The organism is Enterococcus italicus DSM 15952 (assembly GCF_000185365.1).
Classification (GTDB): domain Bacteria; phylum Bacillota; class Bacilli; order Lactobacillales; family Enterococcaceae; genus Enterococcus_G; species Enterococcus_G italicus.
This window is the reverse complement of the sequence record NZ_GL622241.1, coordinates 1457538-1478740: the sequence shown is the minus strand read 5'-3', so window position 1 is coordinate 1478740 and position 21203 is coordinate 1457538. Positions and strand designations below refer to the sequence as shown.

Genomic DNA, 21203 nt, shown 5'->3' with positions numbered 1-21203 from the left:
TTAACAAAATGAATACATAAAATTTACAATATTTAAAATAATGGTTTTGATTTAATTGTGGCTATGGTATGATACTTACGAAAATTTAAATGGTGGTGAAAAAATGAGTATCGCCCTTATTGTTACAATTGTGTTGGTTATGGGGGTTATTTTTGTTAATGGTTGGACGGATGCGCCAAATGCAATCGCGACGGCAGTTTCTACGAGAGTATTAAGGCCGAATTTTGCAATTGGTTTGGCTGTAATTATGAACTTCTTGGGTGCATTGGTGATGACGTATTTCAATGCACAAGTAGCCGAAACAATCAGCAACATTGTCAATTTCGAAGCGCAAGGATTACAGGCTGCGCAAGTTGCGTTGGCTGCTTCGCTTTTTTCAATTGTTGTCTGGGCAGTAGCTGCGTGGTTTTTTGGTATTCCGACCAGTGAATCACATGCACTGATTGCTGGCTTGACTGGCTCCGCTATGGCACTGGGTGGTGTAGCTGCAGTCAATATGGCGGAATGGAGTAAAGTATTAGTTGGTTTGATTGTATCAACAGCGATAGGCTTTTTCGGAGGGTATTTGATTACCAAGCTCGTTGTACTATGTTTTAGAAATGTACCAAGAAGAAAGGCAAACAAATTCTTTACGTATGGTCAAGCCTTTGGTGCAGCTGCCAACGCCTTTTTGCACGGTGCACAAGACGGTCAAAAATTCATGGGTGTATTTATGTTAGGTCTTTATTACAATAACCTAGCAGAAAAAACGGGTAACGGTTTTACCATTCCGCTATGGGTGATGGCACTTTGTTCATTGACGATGGGATTAGGAACGTCAGTTGGTGGCATGAAGATTATCAAGTCGGTCGGCATGGATATGGTGAAATTAGAAGTATATCAAGGGTTTTCAGCAGACTTAAGTGCTGCTATCTGTTTATTTTTGGCTTCTGTGTTAGGGATACCAGTATCTACGACTCATACAAAAACGACAGCAATCATGGGAGTAGGAGCGTCGAAGCGTCTATCAAGTGTCGATTGGAAAATCGTAAAAGAGATGCTTTTCGCTTGGATTATGACCTTTCCTGGTTGTGGGTTAATTGCATATTTGATGGCTAAATTGTTCGTAGCAATATTTTAAGGAGATTGAAGATGGCTAGAAAAAAACAATACAATTATTTTCAAAAATTAAATGAATTAGCAGTCCTGATACAAAAAGCAGCGATTTGTTTAGAAGAATTGGTTCAAAATTTTTCGCAAGAAAATTTAGATGGCTATTCTCAAAAAATCCATGACTATGAACATCAAGCAGATGCTATCGTGGATGAAATCACAAATGAACTTTACGATTCATTTATTACACCAATCGATCGAGAAGATATCTTGGAAGTCGCGACTCATTTGGATGATGTACTTGATGGAATCAATAGTTTAACGTATCTTTTTGAAAATTTAGCAATTTCAGCGATGCGACTAGAAACAGATTTATTTGCTAATTATGTTCGTCGCGCCTGCGATGGTTTAGAAGTAGCGATGAAGGAATTTCCGAAGTTCAAAAATTCGAAAAAATTGAAACAAATGATTAAACAAGTGACCGAAACCGAATCAGAAGCTGATCGTCTATTCAGTCGTTTGAAGAAACAATTGTTTACGGATGGCACACAAGTTTTAGAAATTATCAAATGGAAAGACGTATATGAACGTTTTGAGACTACCATTAATGATGCTGAATATGTAGTAGAATTAATAGGTGGGGTTGTCATTAAAAATTCATAAAAAAAGGCTGAGGCAAAAATGCTCAGCTACAAGCAAAAAGACCAGAAAATCCAGTAGTTGTTTTTCAAACTTTTGGATTTTCTGGTCTTTCGTTGTACTAGCGTGCTAGTTTGTCGAATTTTGCAGCAGCAAATTTTTGATAGTAGACAGTTTCTATCGAGCGACTACCCAATAGCCGATTAAAATGATACCAAGAACTATTCGGTACCATCCAAAGGCAGTAAAGTCATTTTTCTTAATGTAAGAAATCAAGAATTTTATAGCTAGAATCGATACGAAGAAGGAAACGACTGTTCCTGTTAATAATATGATCGTATTTTCTGTCGTAAAAGAATGTCCTTCTGCGAAAAATTTGACGATTTTTAGTAAACTTGCGCCAAACATGGTCGGAATTCCTAGGAAGAATGAGAATTCAGCAGAGATAAAGCGTGACGCTCCTAATAAAATCCCACCTAAAATCGTTGCACCAGAGCGTGATGTCCCAGGGATTAAAGCAAGCACTTGGAACATACCAATGAATAACGCCAATTTATACGTGATTTGATGAAATTCTGTAATCTTCGGTGTGATGCTACGATTTCTTTTTTCCACGACGATAAAGGCAACCCCATATACAATTAACATAATAGCAACTGAAATAAAGTTATAAAAATGAGCATCCAACCAATCATCTAATGGCAATCCAATGATGACGGATGGCAAAATAGCTACGATTACTTTAAACCACAGTGACCAAGTATCGTTTTTTTCAGCCTTGGATTTGCTAAGGGCAAATGGGTTTAATTTGTGGAAGTACAATACAACGACCGCCAAGATGGCACCTAATTGAATAACTACATTAAACATCGTCATAAACGCTTCTGACTCTTGCATCTTGAGTAACTCATCAGCCAAGATTAAATGGCCTGTACTACTAATCGGCAGCCATTCGGTAATGCCCTCAACAATCCCAAAGATAATTGCTTTTATAAAATTTTCAATAAACATACTTTCATTCCCTTCAAAAATTCATACGAATTTAGTATACGACAGGTCAGCAAAGAAAAAAACCATAAGTTTTGTAAAGAAGTGTAAAGAAAACGCTCCAAATAGCAATTTTTCCATCTTCTTAAAACTTATGGTTCTTATTGATTAGTTCATTCCTTTTTCAATGTAAGCCGTACTGGCAAACTCTTCAATGGTAAACTTGCCATTTTCGTACAAGAGGCGTGTCACTGATCCATTGTCGATATCGACGCGAACAGTGTTTTCTTCATTAATCAGATGCATCAAGAAGGCGATCGTTAAGCCGTGAGACACGACGACTGCTTTGCCACCGCCATTTTTTTCGACACGATGGGCGATGTCCTCAAAGCCAGTCCAGACTCTTGTCGATAATTGTTGGTAGGTCTCAGCCCAGTTAGCCGTATCAGCATCATAAATGGCATTACAAATATCTTCGAATGAGACATGATTGGCAATCATATTGTCATAATCTGGAAAATTCAAAATTCTAGGGATAACACCCCACATTTCTGCATCATAGCCACCTTCAAGGGAACCAAAACACCACTCACGAATTCGTTCATCGGTATGATAAGGAATGTCTTTGCCGTTTGGATGTTCTTTTAAAATTCGGCGCATCGTTTCAATTGCTCGTCCACTATCACTTGAGACTGCTTCAACAAAAGGAATATCACTCAGTCCACTTCCTAAATATTGAATCCGTTCAACCCCACTTTTTGTCAAAGGAGTATCACACCATCCTTGTACCCGTTGTACTGTGTTAAACATTGTTTTACCGTGACGAACGACATATAATTCAGTTTTTGCCATGAAGATTCCTCCGTTCTATACTTGTTCTTTGCGTAAATTTAGTTAAAAAAAGGGTTAGTTGCTTTTTCGTGACCAATCGTGGTTGGTTCACCGTGCCCAGGGTAAGCATCAAAGGAATCTGGTAAAGTAAATAGTTGAGTCTGGATGCTGTTTAGTAATTGTTCCAAATTCCCAGTATATAAATCCGTTCTACCGATGCTACCTTTAAACAAAGCATCGCCACATACTACAAATGAATCAAAGATGAAGCTGACACTACCGATCGAATGGCCAGGAGTAGGGACGACTTCAAATGAAAAGGAGCCAATCGTAAGCGTATCATTCAACTCAAACTCATGCTCGGCATTGCGGGCAGTAATGGGACCTAATTCTGGATGACGACCAGATAGGTTTTTTGGTGGGGATTGGAGCCATTCTTGTTCATCAGAGCTGACATAGACGGGAATCTGATACTCATCGCGAATCGCGTCAACCGCACCGATATGATCGTAATGGGTATGCGTAAGAATGATTGCTAGTGGAGTGGCAGCTGTTTTTTTGATTGCGGCACTGATCTTTTTTGCATCTGCACCTGGATCTACGACCAACAGCTCATTATTCTGCCATAGCAAATAGCAATTTTCTTGTACTGGTCCTGTGACAATTTGCTGGATATTCATGAAACATCCTCCTTTTCTTATTCATTTAAGTATACCTTATCATATATAAACTGACAAAGCAGGATGAGTCAGAGAAAAAAAAGAAAAAAGCGAAAATCAGCTGAGAAAAAGCTAAATTTCTTCACAAAAAAAATAGTGTGCTGGTTTCATAAGGTAAAATGAAACCAAGAATTGCGAGAAAAGGAGAGATTCGCTTGAAACAGTATCGTTTTCTTGGACTATTTATTGTATGCATCATGTTAGTTGGTTGCCAAAAGGCGGCTGATACGACAATCCATGTGACGACCGACTCGGTAAGAGAATCGACAGAACCAACAAGCGAATCACTTTTGTTAAAGCAAAATTTTATGCTGATACAGACGGATGCCGCACACTTTCCGCAAAGTCAAGGGGTATTTGATATTCAGAGCGATCAAATGACCGTCGTCAAACAATATATTCCAGTCGATAACCTCAATATTATCCAAGACAATAAATTAAATGCTGATGGGTCTCAGGATACGAATCAAGTCGCAGAAGACGTCATGAAGACGTTTCCTGATCAAACCTATGATGCAGATCCATATAAGGTCTACGAGACTGTCATAACTGACATTACTGTGTCGATTGACGACAGTCAGCTGCTCATCAAAGGGGCAGACAATTACCAACAACTATTTACTTTTCAAAATGACAATTACACTCAAGTGAAAGATCAAAATGACGTCATTTATGAAGTCCGCATCAGTAAATAATAAATTCTTTTGACATTTCGCTTTTTCTTTACGTTTATATGAGTAGAGAGGAAGTGAGATGATGAAAGTAGTCTTTCAAGAATTAATGGAACAAGACGTTTTGTATTTATTGGCTTTGTTGTGTTTGGCGATGTTTGTCGATTTGGTCAGTGGTATTGTGGCGGCCAAAATTACCCACGAATTCACCTCCAAAATCGGCATTAACGGGATTTTAAGGAAAGTCAGCAGTCTATTATTACTGCTCTTCTTTTTACCTGTGAGCCTATTAATACCACTTAAAGCTGGGATTGGCTTGTTGTATGCCTTTTATGTAAGTTATTTGTTTATGGAGATTCATTCGATTTTAGAAAATTATCAAAAAATGGGCTTCGATACAAAGCGAATGAAGGCTTTTATTAAATCAATACAAGATTATTTGAAAAAAGGACGCTAACAAGGTAGGATTAAAAGAAAACGGGAAAAAAGGAAGTCACATGCCACAAGAGAAAATAGCAGTACGAAAATTAGTCGAATTTGTGCTAAAAAAAGGGAGCATCGATAATCGCACGGTCAGTCTGCATACCGCACAAGAAGGTGCCGCGATTCATCGGAAGCTTCAAAAACAAGCAACTGAGCCAGAATACCAAAAAGAAGTAGCATTGTCGTATGAGGCCGTGATTGAAAAAGATCATTTGCTCGTCGAGGGACGGGCGGATGGTCTTTTTCGTGCAGAGGAAGACTGGGTGATTGATGAGATTAAGACGTCTGAAGTACCGTTTGAGTCACTGACCGAAGAGACCTTGGCCTTGTACTTTGCCCAGGCGATGGTCTATGCCTATATCTATGCCAAAGAAGCTCATGTTTCACAGATGCGTATTCGCTTATCATACTACCAAACCACCGAGAAAAAGCTGACTCAGCAAACCAAGACCTATCAACTCGACGAACTGACAAACTTTTTTGAGCAACTAGTAAAAGAATACCATCGTTGGCTCGTCTTTAAGCGCACGTGGCGAAAACACCGCAATAAATCAATAAAAGAACTAACTTTTCCGCATGGCTCTTTTCGACCTGGGCAGCGAGCGTTGTCAGCTGTTGTCTATAAGACAATGAAAGCCAAACGCACACTATTTTGTGAAGCGCCGACTGGAACAGGAAAGACCATGGCGACCCTTTTCCCGACCCTAAAGAGTCTAGGAGAAGAAGAGGAAGATCATCTGTTTTATTTGACGGCCAAAACCATTACAAGGCAAGTGGCAGAAGACGCGATGGAACATTTACGGCAAGCGGGTCTAAAAAGTAAGTCGGTCACATTAACGGCCAAAGAAAAAATTTGTTTTTTGGATAAGCAAACGTGTAATCCAGTCGATTGTCGCTTTGCAAATGGCTATTATGATCGCTTGAATGAAGCCTTGTGGGACAGTTTACACCATGAAGATACTTTCACCCGTGAAGTCATCGAACGCTATGCTCAAAAGCATGAAATTTGTCCCTTTGAGTTTTCGTTGGATATTAGTCTCTGGTGCGATGTCATTATCGGGGATTACAATTATGCCTTTGATCCAAATGTCTATTTGCGCCGCTTCTTCGATGAATCGAATGATCAAAATCTCGTCTTAATCGACGAAGCCCATAACCTAGTGCAACGATCAAAAGAAATGTTTACAGCAGCCATTGACTCAGCTTCCTTTGAGCAAATACTAAACAACTCGACTAATGACGTCAAGCTCAAAAAAACAACCACCAAGCTCATCAACGAACTCGATACGATTGCCCAATATCTGCATGACACGGGTAAAAAAGAGCATTACCAAAAGGCAAAGTCTGACACCATTGATAACTTATTGCTTCACTGGACGGGGCAAGTCAAGGAACAATTAGCCAAACAAGCAAATCAAAGTACCGACGAACAATTACTTGAGACATATTTTGCTGCATTGCGGTACTTAAAAATTAGTGAGCTTTATGATCATCACTTTGAGACTGCCGTGATAGTATCTGACACAGACACCATCAAGGTGACCTTAGTTTGCCTTGATCCGGCACCATTATTAGAGATGCGATTGAAGCAGACACAAGGCGCGGCATTGTTTTCAGCGAGCTTTCAGCCACTGGACTACTATCAGACCGTTCTAGGTGGAGACGAAGAGAGCATGCGGTTTCGCACCCAAAGTCCTTTCCAGGAAAAGCAACAACACGTCATGATTCAGGCTGGTATTGAGACAGTCTATCGTAAGCGGGATCAAACCTTACCTCATTTGACAGAAGCATTGGCGACATTTGTGCAGCCAAGAGTCGGTAATTATCTTATCTTCTTTTCTTCTTATGCCTATTTGCAACAATCCTTGACAGCTTTTCGCCAAGCCTATCCGACCATCCAAGTCATGGTGCAAGAGGAGAATATGAGCGAAGAAGACCGCAGCCACTTTTTAACTGCCTTTCAAGCAGCCCCCACCAAGACTTTGGTCGGCTTTTGTGTCCTCGGAGGAGTCTTTTCAGAAGGAATTGATCTGAAGGGGACACGTCTTATCGGTACGGCCATTGTTGGTGTCGGCTTGCCCCAAATGAATCAAAAGCAAGAGCGCTTGCGGTTGTATTTTGAAGACCAAGAAAAAGATGGTTTTGATTACGCCTATCGCTTACCAGGAATGAACAAAGTCATTCAGGCAGGCGGTCGGGTTATTCGCGACGAAAAAGATTACGGGGTGATCCTACTCATTGACAGTCGCTATCGCCAACCTGCCTATCGCCAATTACTGCCCCAACACTGGCAACCGGCTTCGATTCGGTACGATAATCAGTCAATCAAAAAAGATTTACGGCAATTTTGGGCAAGTGTCGATAATATTCTGTGAAAATGCTAGTCGAACGATAAGAAGTTGCTAAAAAAATGGTAGCGATACTTTTCAACTTTGATGATTGTTGCTATGCTTCGGATAGATTGTTTTGAGAGGAGCACCATGTCAGTGAAGCTAGCTATTAACGCCTATCATGACTTAGGCAAAAAATTATGTATTATTCTGATTACTGGACTTACAGGATCGCTTTCATTAAATTTCTTTTTAAATCCAGGAAACATCATGTCAGCTGGACTAAATGGTCTTTCCCAAATTATTGTCGCTTTTGCTGAACAGACGACGGGGATTCATTTAAGCATGGGTCTGTTTATTCTATTGTTAAATATTCCCGTATTTATAGCTGGCTTTATCCGCTTAGGCGGCTCGGCCACCTTTTTTAGCTTTTTGAATGTGGTCGTCTTATCCTTATTAACTATGGTTTTTCCAGAGGGACATGTCACGGATAATTTATTATTAAACGCACTAGTCGGTGGGGTCTTGCTTGGTGTCGGTGCGGGACTTTCGCTAAAGTACGGCTTTACCACTGGTGGGATGGATATCCTGTCGCTTATCTTCTCTAAAATTACCGGCAAGACAGTTGGGAGCTATATGATGATCCTAAATGGTATCATCGTCATATTTGCAGGGCTATTATTTTCTTGGGAGAGCGCACTTTATACGATAATTTCCATTTATGCGATGAGTCGCGTCGTAGATACCATCCATACGAGCCATCAAAAAGTCACCGCCTATATAACGACGAGATGCGCGGATGAAGTCGGTAAAAATATTGCAGCCCATGTGTTTAGAGGGATGACGCTATTTCCTTCGATAGGTGGCTACTCTGGCGTGAGTAGTCAGACAATCATGATCGTCATCACTCGTTATGAACTATATGATTTGGAACAAGCTGTACTAGAAGTGGACTCAGACGCCTTTATTAATATCGTGCCCACTCAGTCGATTGTCGGCCGCTTTGCCTCAGATGATGAGCAGCGTATTTTTAAAGCAACTGGATCATTTCCCGAATTAAAGAAACACAAACGATAAGCAATGATTTACAAATAGTTGAAAAACAGGTATGATTTGCGTATGAATAGTGTAGGAGGAGATTGGGATGAGCCAACCTTATACAGAGGAGCAAATTGAAGAAATCAAAGAACGCATTTTGATTGCGTTAGAAACAGTTATCGATCCGGAATTAGGGATTGATATCGTCAACCTTGGCTTGGTCTATGAAGTTGAATTTAATGGTGAAACTGGCCATACAATGATTAAAATGACATTAACGACAATGGGCTGCCCACTTGCAGATGTCTTGACGGATAATATCCATGATGCCTTATCTGAAGTAGAAGAAGTCGGTGAAATCGAAGTCAAATTAGTCTGGTATCCAGCGTGGACGACGGATAGAATGTCAAGATACGCACGGATTGCTTTGGGGATAAGATAGGATTTTCATTGGTTTGACAGCGTTTCTCACTCATTTAGTATGTAGTCTAAGCCGATTTTTCGGACTTCGGATACCGGATAGAATGAGGGTATTTTCGATACGGATACCATATCCAATGAGGAATTAAATTCTGAACTCTTTTATTAACTTTTAGAAAAAGTTGATAAGGGAGTTTTTGTTTTGCAAAATTTCAGGTTAGAGGAACTATTAGAAGAAATGTTATTCAACGAAAAAGCCAGAGGAATCTCACAAAAGACGATAAAGAAGCATCAGAAGTTTTTGAAACTGTTCTTTGATTTTTTGAAAAAAGAGCAGATATACTTTGTTGAAGACGTGACACCAAAAAGCATTCGTCAATTCATGTTGATGAAATTAGAAGAGGGATGTGCTGAAACATATGTGAATAGCCATCTAAGAAGCATCAGAGCGTATTTTAAGTATTGTGTAGATGAAGATTATATCAGATACGATAGAAACCCCTGTGTGCGTGTTAAATGGGTAAAAGAGCGTAAGGTAATTATTCAGACATTTAATGATATGGAAATCAAAGAGATGTTGCGAGTAGCAAAGAAGTTAACTTTTTTCAAACCTCAGAAAATGGATAAGCAACACACTGGCTATCAAACAAAATTCACGAATCAAAGAGATTATCTGCTCTTACTAATTCTTATAGACACAGGACTTAGGATTAATGAGGTAATGAACTTAAAAGATGTTCACATTACTAATAAAGAGTTATTTGTTGAAAATGGGAAAGGAAAGAAAGATAGGATTGTTCATTGCTCACCTTTGATTTATAAAGAGTATATAAAATATAAGCGAGTAGCAAATTCCTTTTTTGAATATAATGAAATAGAGAATATAGACAATTATGTATTTTTAACAAGAGAAGGAAAACAGTATAACTATATCTTAGCTGAACGAGCAATCATAAAAATTGGGAATCAATGCAAGATTAGAAAATCTATTCGGGTAAGTCCACACAGTTTTAGGCATTATTTTGCTCAAAAATTGGTTCGCAATGGCACTGATATTTATAGAATACAGAAACTACTAGGACATGCTTCAATAAAAACGACTGAGGTGTATCTAAGAAGTTTAAATATTGAAGATGAAATTAGTGAAACGGTAAATTTTTCACCACTTCAAACGATTTAAAGGTATTGTTGGTGGTTTTAATATGAAATAGGGAAAATCTAAAGAAAATACAGCTGAGGAAGCAAGTGACCCTGTAGTAGATATGGGAAATTTGCTTAACTTAGATGATGTAGATACTTAATAATAAGTAATAGAGGGGAGATTCTCCTCTATTTTTAATTTAAAATAGAGATGATTATTAAAATTTATCATTATAGTATGCATTTAATTAGACGTGCTATACTAAAAGAAATATTTTTCCAATGGAGTGTGTTAGTCAATGATTCTAGAAGAATTTTTGAAGATGGGTAGAGAAGATGCAGTAAAATATGATTTTAAAAAAGAAATTTTTCAGCTAAGGAATCTTAATTACGATAATTTTCGAGAAATTGAGAGAGTTCTCATTTACAAAGGGAACATTTTTCTAAAAGAAAGTGATTGTGACAGATTACCTTTGACGATGAGTATCTATGATACCATTTGGGGTGATGAAATAAATAATTATTTTGATATTAAAAACGTGGAGAATTTTATCCCTTCTAATGGGGAAACCATGCACTCTTTCACAAGAATATATAAAATTTATACAGATGTAATTAAACAAAATAAGCGATATCAATTTGAATGTGATGAACTTAATGAATTTGCTAAATTAACTCATTCATTAGGTAACTTTATACCTGTTTACAGTATTTATGAAAAAAATGCTTCCCCATTCAATGCTTCTAGAAATGCTAGCACACATGATTACTGGGACTTAACAATGCTTGATATTAAAAATTATTTTGCTAATAAACAAGAATTTGCACCAAAGTATATTAAAGACTCTAGCAATTGGTTTGAAATGTATCGAGGCGACAAGTTTGATAATGGATTCAATGAATTTTGTAATAAACACTTTCTAGATGATTGGAAAATGGAAGAAAATAAAACAGATTCTGATTGGAACGATAAAAATCTATTTTGGGAACATCATGAATCGAAAAGACATACAGTGTCTCATTTTGCTAATGAAGGAGGGGAAAAATTATTTAAAGAGGTAGTTGGAAAAATAAATGAATCAATTATTACTAGAGGAGAACTCATGTATGATAAATTAAAAAAGAAATTTGAGAACAGATAATGTTCTACAAATTTGCAACCTCCTAACAACGATGCTATAAAGGACCTAAATGGATACTTTTATAATTAGTATCCATCAAGAATCCTATTCTATCAACATCCCATTTTTGATTTATAGGGAAATGGATACTTTCATATTGAAATATACTATAAGTATCCATAAATATAGCACATTAGGGAGGTAATTCATGGGACAAAAAATGATTAATGTCAAACCAATAAAAAATAAGGAAACACTAATTCAATTTGGAAAAGAATTAAAAAAGGGAAAACACGGAAAAAGAGACTATTTGATTATGGCAATTGGAATAAAGGCAGGGTTACGGATTTCAGATATATTAAACTTAAAGGTATCTGACGTGAAGAATAAAATACAGACAGAAATAATTGAAATAAAGACTGGGAAAAAAAGAACCGTTCATCTGAAATCCTTAACATCAAATATTATTGATTATCTTAATACAGAGCATGATGGTGAATCAGAGTGGTTATTTCCAAGCCCGACAGATAACACGAAACATTTAGCCAGTCACCAATATTATAAAATCCTGCAGAAGGTTGCTAATAATTTAGGATTAGATTATATCGGAACACATACACTTAGAAAAACATTTTCCTACTTCTTTTTAAAGCAAAACAAAGGGGATATTGTTACTCTGATGAAGATTTTAAATCATAGTAGCCAAGCAGTAACTTTACGATATGCAGGAATTGAAGAGGAGGATATTAAGGCAAAGTTAGAAGATTTTGACCCGTTTAAGTAAGTAAAAGCACAATCATTTAAGATTGTGCTTTTTGCTTGTCTCTTTTTAATTTAACAGTATTATATTTTTCTTTATTCAAATAACTTTGAAAATACAAGTTATCTGCATTATCATAATCTGATTTGTCATTAGAGAGATAAATGGAATCTTTAGAATTCTTGTTCAGGGTTAAATAATAAAAGAAGTCAATTACAGAATGAATTGCTCGTAATGTATATTGATTATTTTCTTTCACAAAATAACCAAGGGTATTAGAATCATTCAGATAAATCAAAATATCATCCCTGATATAAGTGGAATTATTTTCCAAGTTTCTAAACGAGACATCTGCTAAGTTAGATTTTATTGCAGGAATAAATTCTTTATTAGGTAGTGCAAGAATATCAACAGTATCTAAAGAAGGTGTATAATAGCGTTTTTCTAGCATATCTGAAAAAGAAGCTACTCTAATTGGGAATTTAGTCAATTCGTTGATGATAAATTGACTAAAATACTTTCTATCTTCTTCAGAAGATAATTGATTGAACCGGTTATTTGCAAGTTTTTTTATAGTTTCATCATTTTTATAGTTATGTTTGCCTGAGGCATAGACTGAAATATAGAGCTGTTTGTTCTTATCTAGGGAATCAATCACTTGAATTTTATTGGTATATAAGCCAATTGAAACCAAATATTGAACAACCATTGCCTGTAAGTCTAAATCCTTCATATGTTTCAAGTCATATTTATCAACATAATAAAAATGTTTATTTAATTTTCCTTTAGAAATGATTTTGTTCTTTTTTAAGGTCTTTAATCGTGCCTCTAAGCTGATGCGATTGCATTGCAAGAGCTTAATCAAGGTGTTCTCATATATTCCGTTTGATTGGGTAATGATGTCTACCAATTCCTCAGAATCAATAGCCCGATTGTTTACAAAAAGTGTGTTCATATTCACTCCCTCCTATTGTGTTATCAATTTTATTTTTTAAAATTATCCATTCTCATAACTATCCATAAGTAACTCTAAACTCATAATTATCCATTCTCATTTCTATCCATCATTAAGTGGTTGTATTTGAATACAAAATTTTTCTATTTCTTGCTTAGGTAGCTACTTTGAAAAATTCATGGAGGTTTCCATTGCGATTTTTCCGAATTCACATCAAAATTGACATAGTTTTCAAAAAGTTATCACAAAAGTTCTCATTTTGTTATCATCTGTTTTTTTGAAAAAACCTCTTTTTTAGGGTTGATGGAGGGTTTAGGTAGGGTATGAAAATTAATAAATGTAAGGATTATGAAGGGGTTCATAATTTAGTAAAGTATCCCTGACTTCCAAAAGTATCCATCTCGTAACTATCCCTTTTCATAACTATCCATTTACTATTTTATCATCTAAAAGTAGGGGATGGAAATTTGAACGTTGTCTCTAAATCAACTTGACTATAAAAAAGGTGTTTGATAAAAAAATATCGCTCATTGAATGAGCGATAAGTAATTAAATAGGTGCGATAGTAGTCTAGTTTATGATGTAAAATGAACCGTCAGCCATTCTTATAGCATTTTTACCTATTGTCTTATTATTGTTATTTAAAGAATCATTTTTAACAGTGGATATTGATGAGTTCTCAAAAGCATAAAATCCAATATTGGTTACCTTAGAAATATCTAATGTTCCTGAAAAGTTAGAATAATGAAAAGCATTACCTCCAATTGATTGTAAAGAATCAGGTAATGTTAAACTTCCTGAAAAGTTAGAAAAATGAAAAGCACTACTTCCAATTGATTGTAAAGAATTAGGTAATGTTAAACTTCCTTCAAAGTTAGAAACTTTAAAAGCACTATCTCCAATTGATTGTAAAGAATTAGGTAATGTTAAACTTCCTGAAAAGTTAGAAAAATGAAAAGCACTACTTCCAATTGATTTTAAAGAATCAGGTAATGTTAATTCTCCTGAAAAGTTAGAATAATAGAAAGCATAAGCTCCAATTGATTGTAAATACTTAGGTAGTGTCAATTGACCGTTAAACTTAGAATAATAAAAAGCTTTTTCTTTAATTAAAGTTATTTTCTTTCCATTAATAGTATCTGGTAGGGTTAAATCCCCTATCATACTTGTTGAGCCAGAACATCCCGTAGAATATACCATATCATATGTTGGAGAGGTTTTGTCAATACCAGATGCTTTTATTGCATAAGTATCATCTTTTAATTCTTCAAGCAATACCCAAACTTCTGACTCATTCTTAGATTCATTTTTGTCTCTTATTTTTACATATAATTGATTTTTATAAATGGTTGAATTTGTTTCATCTGTATTAATATTATTTTCTAAAATGATTCCGTTATTTAAAGCAGTGGTTGACTGATTAAATCCATTTGTAAAAATATTAGCTAGTGTTGGTTTTAAATTGTCTTTAAATAATACATAACTGGTTAACGTAAATATACCAAAAATTATAATTGCAACGACTATAAATAGCCCTTGACTCGTTCCGTTTGTCATTGTAAGATACCTCCATTTGTTATTTTATAACTATTTAAATTATAGCAAGATACAATTATTTTACAAATTTATAGAACAGTAAAACCTCTTTTGATATAGGATTAAAGACTTTTTTTATTGCTGTTTCAGCAGAATAATAGAAAAGTAAAGTGACGATTTATTTCCTCGACAATTGTTATTTTTTATGTAATAATAAAACTACCTTGACGAGAACCATTTGAATAGCCTCTATGGTTTTAAATGATTTTTTCATTTACCCTGTCTATTTCCCAGTAGTCAGGGTATTTTTGTATTTAAAAAGAAATTATTAAACTAAGGAAAAGAAAGGAGGAGACCTCGCATGAGAAATAAAACGATTGGCTATATTCGCACTAGCAAAAATACGCAGGACTTAGGACTAGAAGTGCAGAGAAAGGCATTGGAAAAGTTTGAACCTGATGAATTATTTTCTGAGCAGATTAGTGGAAGAAAGGAACATCGAACAGAACTTGACAAAGCATTGAAACGTTTAGAAAAAGGAGATACCTTACTAATTTATAATTTAGCTCGGTTAAGCAGGTCATCTAGGCAATTGGTAAATCTGATGTCTGAACTGAATGAGAAAGAGATATATCTGAAAAGTATTCAAGAATCCATTGATACCAGAACAGCGAGTGGACGACTATTCTTCACCGTTTTAGCAGGTATAGCAGAATTTGAAGCAGAAAGTATTAGTTTACGAACAAAAGAAGCGTTAGCTAACTCGGATAAACAGTTGGGTAGACCACCGATTAAGAAAAATAAACGCAAAAGAATTATTGTTTTGTATCAAGAAAATCAGCTATCTTTGAAAGAAATTGCAGTAAAATGTGGAGTATCCGAAAAAACTGTTTATAACATTGCTAAAAAAGCAGGCTTGTCCAGAAAATGAGACTTGTCATTTCAATGGACAAACGATAGAATTTAGTAGTATAAGTTGGTAATTAACCGGAAATAAATCAACGTTTTTTACCGACACTGCATAAAAAAATAAAATACATAAAAAAGACGATTGTATCAGTATTTCTAGAGTTGATATGGTGGTCTTATTTTGTTGTGGCAAAAACGTTGATTTATTACCTCGTTAGAATTTATTGAAAGGGTTGATTTTATGGCTTTAAAAGATGGGATAAAAATAATCATTCAAGATGTAACTGAACCAGAAACTGAAAAAGAGGGTTGCTTAACAAAAATTGGAAGTTTTATTGTTGCAATGGTTGTAATTATTGGATTATTGAACCTATTATTTAGATTTCTAATGAATCATCCACTCGTTTTGATAATGGCTATAGCGGTTATCGTATTTTTCGTCGTTCAAGCAAGTAAAAAATAAGGAAGTGTTAGAAATGAATTATTGCAGTCAGTGTGGAGAGAAGTTAGCGAAAGATTCGAATTTTTGTGAAAAATGTGGCAAGAGCGTGAAAGGCGAACAAATTGTTAGGCAGTTTGAAACTCAATTAAATATTTTTCGATTGAATCAAAGGAAAGTTAGCCGCTTTATTAGTTTTATCAAAAATAATTTGATTGTTCTATTTACTTTTATAGTGATTACTATGCTTATCCTAACAATTAAACCCATTTTGGGGTGGATGTTTTTTGTTGTGTTTATTATTTTTGGTTATTGGTATGCAAATAGTAAGAACAGTTCAGAACATCTATTGAATAAAAAGATGAAAGAAAAGGTTATGATGCTTGATAAGCAGGAAATAAAAGGGTTCACAAATGGTTTGCTTCAAACAGCTACTCAAAATCTTACGGTTAGAAATGAACATATAGAACAATCATCAAATAATAGAAATGACGTTTTGGAAGATAAAAATGAATACCATAACGAATCAGCTAGAATGAACTCTAGCTGGATTGTTTCATTAATCGGCATAATATTCTATTATACAGGCGTATTCTTAGCACCAATACTTCATGGTGAGATTAGTGGTTTGGGGTATGGGTTAGATTCTACTATTACTTTGTATGACTATCTAACGTTGCTCTCGAAGATGGATGGTGGCTATCAGTTTTTATTAATTGTTATTCTGATACTTCCGATTGTTTCATTTGTTCTGTTGTTTATTAATCATATAGTTAGTAAGTTTATTCAAATTTTATTACTTGTAGTAAATGGATTATTTTTGTTTAAAATAATTTCTGAAATAAAAACTTATTCAGTTTCTTCAGAGTATTTTGATATAAGCAGTTCAAATTCTGTCGGATTTGGGATTTTATTAGTAGGGATGGGCATTATTATGATGATAGTAACAACTATATGGAAAGTGACTAAGGAGTAAGACAAATGAACTTTTGTAGTAAATGTGGAGAAAAATTAGTAGATAATCATTGCCCGAAATGTAAAGGAAATACATCAAAAAGGTTTTTTAATAAAAAATCTGTGTTAGTTAGTTTATCTGGTATTATTATCATTTGTTGCAGTTTCTGGCTTTATAAAAACCATGTAGAAAGCGAATTTATTGATAATTACAATAATCTATATTCTGATAGTACAAAGTCGGTTCCAAATATGGATTTAGATGAGCAAAAAGTAAAGAAAAAGGAGAAAAGTCTTTGGGCAGTATCGGGAGATAAATTAGAGTATAAAAGACAATTGGCTGATGTAAGAGAAAAAGTGAATGTTAGGGATAAAGTCAATCAACTATTTGACGAACCTATTCCAGATAATTTCGATTCTACGTATTTGACCATTAATTCAGATACTCGTATAGAAACACCTGAAATTGAAGGAGATGACACCTTTTCTAAAGGATTGCGTTCAATCGTTAATTATTATAACCGACAATTTGATATGCTTGAAAGTGTGGAAGAAACAATCAATAGTTGGAATATTGCCTTGATTGATTTGACGGATATTGACACATTAGAAAACTCTATTCAAAGCATCAATGATACAAAATTAAATGATAAAGCTAATGAATTGGCTAGAGATATCGTGACGATTAAAACGGATTTTGAAGATTATTTTAATCAGCATGTTGGCTGGCATTTTAATCTTTCAGATAATAAATTAGGTGATATCTATCACTTTAATTATCCTGAAAATCAATTAAGTTGGGGTGCTTTTCAAGGAAGTGGCATGGATGGGTATATGAATTCAGTAAAGTATGATATGAAAAACAAAGTCTATTATATTGTCACTCCACTTATCAGTATGGGAAAGACAGTTTATGATACCACAATCACGCCTATCACCCTAATAGACAAAGATACGATTTCTATTAATAATCAAACAGCCATGTATGACCCTGAACAGGCTGAAGCATATAACGTATTCCAAAATAAGCCAAGTGCGAAAGTAGATGCGATGAAAAAAATAGCATTTGATACATCAGCAATTGAAATAGCTTCTAAAGATGATGCGACAATCTATTTCAGCAAATTTAAAGATTCGATAGGACTTCCAGAGAAAGTTTCTTATGAATTTATTACTGAAGAAAAGGAAATGTATGAATTTAATATACGTATTAATTCTGAAGGTAGTGAAGAAGTTACAAATCGAGCAGGAACAGCAATTGTCTATCAAAATGGTTACATGACTTATAAGAAAGCAGATTAATTAAAAAGAAGGATAGAGATAATTTGAATCAGTTGTCAATAAAAAAATATGTGAAAAATAAAGTAAAGCGAACGTTTATGAGAGCCAACGTAACCATTCCTAAGATTGTTTTAAATAAATTGGCAAATGAATTATATAGTCAATTTGAAAAACTATCTGATAAGCAGCAGGAAAAATTGATATTTTCCGAGGATTTAGTGATTAAATTGTGGAATATGCACATGAATAAAATGAATACAGAATTATTAGAAGAGATATGAATTTATTCATATCTCTTTTTTTATTCAAAAATTATCTCAAAATTATCATCAAAAACCACTTAAAAAATGACCCTTAAAAAAGCCTTATTTATTAAGGGTTTTATACTTGTTGACAAAATTAATAGATTGCTGTTACATCAACGTTTTAAAGCACTATTTTTCAAAAAACATCTCTCAGATGCAACGAAAAAACTTTTATGGGGAATTATCCACTTCATGTTCAATTTAAGGCGTTTTTTAGTTCGGGTTTAAGATAGAAAATAGAATAAACGTTGATATATCAATGATTTTAATAGTTTTGATAAATCTAAGAAAGAAGTAATAAAATAAGAGTATTCTTTTAATAAAAATCCACTAATTATTTTTTGTTGTCCGAAAATGGTATCCATTCTTGACTTCAGTTGACAATTGATGATATAGTCCGGACCTAAATTGATTAATAAAATAATTTCTGGAGGATAAATCGAATGAATTCAAAGAAATTAACAGCAGAGGAATTGACTGAGAAACAAGAAAAGGTAAAGGCTTGGTTACATGTTTTAGATAAAATATATGGAGTGAAAATGACTATTTTCTCTAAGGCGATTGGTGTTCACAATCAAAATCTACATAATTTTAGAAAAGGAAAAAGGGGATTAACAGAAGAAAAACGGTGCTTTTAGAGAAAGTAATTGTTAGAAAATATGGAAGGTTATTGATGTTGGAGGATAGTGACTATGAAATTCTATCTAAGTAACATTTCAAATAAAGAAAAACCAGACCAATATATGGTGAAAAAGATTTCTAATACGATTTTGAATAATCTAAGAGAAATGAGCATGCAAGAATTTGCAGAAGAATTAGCAGTAAATGGAAAAACAGTGGTTTTAGCTGAATTATCAGAGAATAAGTTATCAAAAATGACGAAAATTATTGGTCAAGAACTAGTGATGTTGGATTTTGATAACAAGGATGAGAATAATTTATATACGATTGAAGATTTAGAAGCTGATACGTTTATGCAGGAGAATGCTAGTTTTATATACAAAACATTCAGTGATTTGTTCTCTGAAGTTGATAAATTTAGAGTGGTATTCCATCTAGATAAATTAGTGACTGAGAACCAAGAGATAGAACAGATTTATCAGGCTTTATTTAAAAAATATCCCCAAGCAGATTCATCTGTTGGACAAACAAGTAGATTATTTTTCGGAAGTAATAGCGGTTATGAAGTGATTGATTGGGATAACACGTTAGATACTATTGGAATACTAGAAATTAATAATACAGAATCTACTGAGATTGCAAAAATTATCAGCGGTGAAATAATTGATGATTCTATGCCAAATTATGAGTTGCTGAAATTAGGAAGATTGGATATTGTTAAAAATAAACTAGGAGATAATTATAAACAAGAATTTCCTGATGATTATAATGCAATGAACTATTTTAAATCATTAGACATGAGAGAGTTTCTTGAATTATCTGAAGAAAATCCATTTTTTGATATTTTCCATAAAGAAGATAATCCTAGTGCAAGTGTGTTTTATGCTGAAGAACATGGCATTTATTTATATAAGTGCTTTTCTGCAAGTAATAAGTATTGTGGGAATATTATCTCTTTATTGGAGCGTTATTTAAAAATATCTTCAATCGAAGTAGTTAATTTATTAGTAGAACTTACTGGCTCGACTGTAACAAATACTTCACAACTAGGTCAAAGTAAATTTAATGCTCAAAAATTTAAGCGAGAACTACAATCAGGAGAATTAAAACAAACGTATCCTGAACTCTATCAATATTTTAGTAAATATCAAGTGGAAATTCCTATTGTTTTAGACTTTATGTATGATTATGTTTATATGGATGATAATGGTGAACTAAGATATTTAAATTATTACAGCATTAAAAATCTGGCAAAGCAATTAGCTAGAGTAACGAACCAAAAGAAAGTAAGCTTAGATAGGACAAGAAAAATTCTTTATCATATGATTGTTACTGAGATTGTTAAAAAGAAACCAGAAGCAGAAATTCCTAAGGATATATTTAATGGTTTGATACTGGAACAAAAGAAAGATTGCACTAAGCTAAGAACGAGTAACATCTACGAACCAACAAACTTGACGGATGAAAACACAGCAGTTAGTGAAGGAATCGCTAAGGTTTTAAGAGAAAATAAAGTAACAGTCGGTAGTTTAAGTTATGAATTGGTATATAGACTTTTTGGAGAAGAAAAGGCTTATCAGGATTTTCCACAATCTTATAAACCACTTGTTGAACAAAAAAAAATAAAGATGAGTAAAGCAGACAGTAATTTAAGCCAAGCAAGTGAGAAATTGGAAAAAGCTTCAGTTAGAATTATCATGAACGAGATAGAAGAAAAAGGATATGTATACGAAAAGGATGTTATTTCTAAGTTAGCTAAAGCAAGAAGATTAAAGGTTCGTGACACTGCAGAAAGATTTAAGAAACTAAGAGCGGATATATACAATAAATATGGTTTAAATACGTGTAGACTAACTAAAGAATTGTATAATCAGTTAGGGATTAAGGAGAAGTATTCATCTAAGAATGTTATATATAAAAGTGAATTAGCATATTAGACAGGTAGTGTTTCTATCTGTCTTTTTCTATTAGA

21 protein-coding genes and 1 pseudogene are annotated in these 21203 nt (G+C 34.3%); 17 read left to right on the top strand and 5 right to left on the bottom strand.

Features of this window, described 5'->3' with window-relative positions:
• Positions 1–103: 103 nt before the first annotated feature.
• Entirely contained in the window at positions 104–1120 is a 1017-nt protein-coding gene (locus HMPREF9088_RS06915) for an inorganic phosphate transporter (protein ID WP_040366737.1), read from the top strand.
• A gap of 11 nt (positions 1121–1131) precedes the next feature.
• Complete coding sequence (locus HMPREF9088_RS06910; protein ID WP_007208459.1) at positions 1132–1755, top strand: DUF47 domain-containing protein; 624 nt, start codon at positions 1132–1134, stop codon at positions 1753–1755.
• Positions 1756–1908: 153 nt separating this feature from the next.
• On the opposite strand, the gene HMPREF9088_RS06905 is transcribed toward HMPREF9088_RS06910, so the two are convergent.
• From HMPREF9088_RS06905 to HMPREF9088_RS06895, 3 genes are all read right to left on the bottom strand, one after another.
• Entirely contained in the window at positions 1909–2742 is an 834-nt protein-coding gene (locus HMPREF9088_RS06905; protein WP_007208458.1) for an undecaprenyl-diphosphate phosphatase, read from the bottom strand.
• Between the two features lie 144 nt (positions 2743–2886).
• Complete coding sequence (locus tag HMPREF9088_RS06900) at positions 2887–3570, bottom strand: histidine phosphatase family protein (RefSeq protein ID WP_007208457.1); 684 nt, start codon at positions 3568–3570, stop codon at positions 2887–2889.
• A gap of 38 nt (positions 3571–3608) precedes the next feature.
• Positions 3609–4229: an MBL fold metallo-hydrolase gene (locus tag HMPREF9088_RS06895; protein WP_007208456.1), complete on the bottom strand. Its 621-nt coding sequence runs from the start codon at positions 4227–4229 to the stop codon at positions 3609–3611.
• Between the two features lie 194 nt (positions 4230–4423).
• Here HMPREF9088_RS06895 and HMPREF9088_RS06890 point away from each other — a divergent pair, with 194 nt between their 5' ends.
• From HMPREF9088_RS06890 to HMPREF9088_RS06855, 8 genes are all read left to right on the top strand, one after another.
• Positions 4424–4963 (top strand): hypothetical protein, encoded by a 540-nt coding sequence (locus tag HMPREF9088_RS06890; RefSeq protein WP_040366734.1) that lies wholly within the window; start codon positions 4424–4426, stop codon positions 4961–4963.
• A gap of 58 nt (positions 4964–5021) precedes the next feature.
• Positions 5022–5396, top strand: a complete 375-nt coding sequence (locus tag HMPREF9088_RS06885; RefSeq protein WP_007208454.1) for a phage holin family protein — start codon at positions 5022–5024, stop codon at positions 5394–5396.
• 40 nt (positions 5397–5436) lie between these two features.
• A complete protein-coding gene (locus HMPREF9088_RS06880; RefSeq protein WP_007208453.1) occupies positions 5437–7797 on the top strand; it encodes an ATP-dependent DNA helicase in 2361 nt (786 codons plus the stop codon).
• 105 nt (positions 7798–7902) lie between these two features.
• Positions 7903–8829 (top strand): YitT family protein, encoded by a 927-nt coding sequence (locus tag HMPREF9088_RS06875; RefSeq protein WP_040366731.1) that lies wholly within the window; start codon positions 7903–7905, stop codon positions 8827–8829.
• Positions 8830–8896: 67 nt separating this feature from the next.
• The gene (locus tag HMPREF9088_RS06870; protein ID WP_007208451.1) at positions 8897–9232 is read left to right on the top strand and encodes a metal-sulfur cluster assembly factor; all 336 of its coding nucleotides are present in this window, start codon (positions 8897–8899) and stop codon (positions 9230–9232) included.
• 180 nt (positions 9233–9412) lie between these two features.
• Positions 9413–10390: a tyrosine-type recombinase/integrase gene (locus HMPREF9088_RS06865; RefSeq protein ID WP_007208450.1), complete on the top strand. Its 978-nt coding sequence runs from the start codon at positions 9413–9415 to the stop codon at positions 10388–10390.
• 259 nt (positions 10391–10649) lie between these two features.
• Positions 10650–11492: a hypothetical protein gene (locus tag HMPREF9088_RS06860; protein WP_007208449.1), complete on the top strand. Its 843-nt coding sequence runs from the start codon at positions 10650–10652 to the stop codon at positions 11490–11492.
• Between the two features lie 187 nt (positions 11493–11679).
• Positions 11680–12255 (top strand): tyrosine-type recombinase/integrase, encoded by a 576-nt coding sequence (locus HMPREF9088_RS06855; RefSeq protein ID WP_007208447.1) that lies wholly within the window; start codon positions 11680–11682, stop codon positions 12253–12255.
• A gap of 16 nt (positions 12256–12271) precedes the next feature.
• On the opposite strand, the gene HMPREF9088_RS06850 is transcribed toward HMPREF9088_RS06855, so the two are convergent.
• Together HMPREF9088_RS06850 and HMPREF9088_RS06845 are read right to left on the bottom strand one after the other, a co-directional pair.
• Positions 12272–13186, bottom strand: a complete 915-nt coding sequence (locus tag HMPREF9088_RS06850) for a hypothetical protein (protein WP_007208446.1) — start codon at positions 13184–13186, stop codon at positions 12272–12274.
• Between the two features lie 570 nt (positions 13187–13756).
• A complete protein-coding gene (locus HMPREF9088_RS06845; RefSeq protein WP_007208445.1) occupies positions 13757–14743 on the bottom strand; it encodes a leucine-rich repeat domain-containing protein in 987 nt (328 codons plus the stop codon).
• Positions 14744–15083: 340 nt separating this feature from the next.
• On the opposite strand from HMPREF9088_RS06845, the gene HMPREF9088_RS06840 reads away from it, so the two are divergent.
• The 7 genes and pseudogenes from HMPREF9088_RS06840 to HMPREF9088_RS06810 all read left to right on the top strand — a co-directional run bounded on the left by HMPREF9088_RS06840 (position 15084) and on the right by HMPREF9088_RS06810 (position 21168).
• Entirely contained in the window at positions 15084–15653 is a 570-nt protein-coding gene (locus HMPREF9088_RS06840) for a recombinase family protein (RefSeq protein WP_007208444.1), read from the top strand.
• A gap of 219 nt (positions 15654–15872) precedes the next feature.
• Complete coding sequence (locus HMPREF9088_RS06835; protein ID WP_007208443.1) at positions 15873–16094, top strand: hypothetical protein; 222 nt, start codon at positions 15873–15875, stop codon at positions 16092–16094.
• A gap of 13 nt (positions 16095–16107) precedes the next feature.
• A complete protein-coding gene (locus HMPREF9088_RS06830) occupies positions 16108–17046 on the top strand; it encodes a zinc-ribbon domain-containing protein (RefSeq protein WP_007208442.1) in 939 nt (312 codons plus the stop codon).
• Between the two features lie 5 nt (positions 17047–17051).
• On the top strand, positions 17052–18326 hold the full coding sequence (locus HMPREF9088_RS06825; protein ID WP_007208441.1) for a zinc ribbon domain-containing protein: 1275 nt from the start codon (positions 17052–17054) through the stop codon (positions 18324–18326).
• A gap of 23 nt (positions 18327–18349) precedes the next feature.
• A complete protein-coding gene (locus tag HMPREF9088_RS12405; RefSeq protein WP_040366727.1) occupies positions 18350–18586 on the top strand; it encodes a hypothetical protein in 237 nt (78 codons plus the stop codon).
• A gap of 467 nt (positions 18587–19053) precedes the next feature.
• Positions 19054–19322, top strand: a pseudogene (locus HMPREF9088_RS06815) (hypothetical protein).
• Positions 19303–21168 carry a hypothetical protein gene (locus HMPREF9088_RS06810; RefSeq protein ID WP_007208436.1) on the top strand — a complete coding sequence of 622 codons (1866 nt, stop codon included), beginning with the start codon at positions 19303–19305 and terminating at the stop codon, positions 21166–21168. The pseudogene HMPREF9088_RS06815 and the gene HMPREF9088_RS06810 overlap by 20 nt, the downstream one beginning before the upstream one ends.
• Positions 21169–21203: the final 35 nt, after the last annotated feature.

Excerpts from the sequence above, each read along its gene's own strand:
- HMPREF9088_RS06915 (WP_040366737.1), top strand. The coding sequence starts at position 104 with ATGAGTATCGCCCTTATTGTTACAATTGTGTTGGTTATGGGGGTTATT.
- HMPREF9088_RS06910 (WP_007208459.1), top strand. The coding sequence starts at position 1,132 with ATGGCTAGAAAAAAACAATACAATTATTTTCAAAAATTAAATGAATTA.
- HMPREF9088_RS06905 (WP_007208458.1), bottom strand. The coding sequence starts at position 2,742 with ATGTTTATTGAAAATTTTATAAAAGCAATTATCTTTGGGATTGTTGAG.
- HMPREF9088_RS06900 (WP_007208457.1), bottom strand. The coding sequence starts at position 3,570 with ATGGCAAAAACTGAATTATATGTCGTTCGTCACGGTAAAACAATGTTT.
- HMPREF9088_RS06895 (WP_007208456.1), bottom strand. The coding sequence starts at position 4,229 with ATGAATATCCAGCAAATTGTCACAGGACCAGTACAAGAAAATTGCTAT.
- HMPREF9088_RS06885 (WP_007208454.1), top strand. The coding sequence starts at position 5,022 with ATGATGAAAGTAGTCTTTCAAGAATTAATGGAACAAGACGTTTTGTAT.
- HMPREF9088_RS06880 (WP_007208453.1), top strand. The coding sequence starts at position 5,437 with ATGCCACAAGAGAAAATAGCAGTACGAAAATTAGTCGAATTTGTGCTA.
- HMPREF9088_RS06875 (WP_040366731.1), top strand. The coding sequence starts at position 7,903 with ATGTCAGTGAAGCTAGCTATTAACGCCTATCATGACTTAGGCAAAAAA.
- HMPREF9088_RS06870 (WP_007208451.1), top strand. The coding sequence starts at position 8,897 with ATGAGCCAACCTTATACAGAGGAGCAAATTGAAGAAATCAAAGAACGC.
- HMPREF9088_RS06860 (WP_007208449.1), top strand. The coding sequence starts at position 10,650 with ATGATTCTAGAAGAATTTTTGAAGATGGGTAGAGAAGATGCAGTAAAA.
- HMPREF9088_RS06855 (WP_007208447.1), top strand. The coding sequence starts at position 11,680 with ATGGGACAAAAAATGATTAATGTCAAACCAATAAAAAATAAGGAAACA.
- HMPREF9088_RS06850 (WP_007208446.1), bottom strand. The coding sequence starts at position 13,186 with ATGAACACACTTTTTGTAAACAATCGGGCTATTGATTCTGAGGAATTG.
- HMPREF9088_RS06845 (WP_007208445.1), bottom strand. The coding sequence starts at position 14,743 with ATGACAAACGGAACGAGTCAAGGGCTATTTATAGTCGTTGCAATTATA.
- HMPREF9088_RS06840 (WP_007208444.1), top strand. The coding sequence starts at position 15,084 with ATGAGAAATAAAACGATTGGCTATATTCGCACTAGCAAAAATACGCAG.
- HMPREF9088_RS06835 (WP_007208443.1), top strand. The coding sequence starts at position 15,873 with ATGGCTTTAAAAGATGGGATAAAAATAATCATTCAAGATGTAACTGAA.
- HMPREF9088_RS06830 (WP_007208442.1), top strand. The coding sequence starts at position 16,108 with ATGAATTATTGCAGTCAGTGTGGAGAGAAGTTAGCGAAAGATTCGAAT.
- HMPREF9088_RS06825 (WP_007208441.1), top strand. The coding sequence starts at position 17,052 with ATGAACTTTTGTAGTAAATGTGGAGAAAAATTAGTAGATAATCATTGC.
- HMPREF9088_RS06810 (WP_007208436.1), top strand. The coding sequence starts at position 19,303 with ATGAAATTCTATCTAAGTAACATTTCAAATAAAGAAAAACCAGACCAA.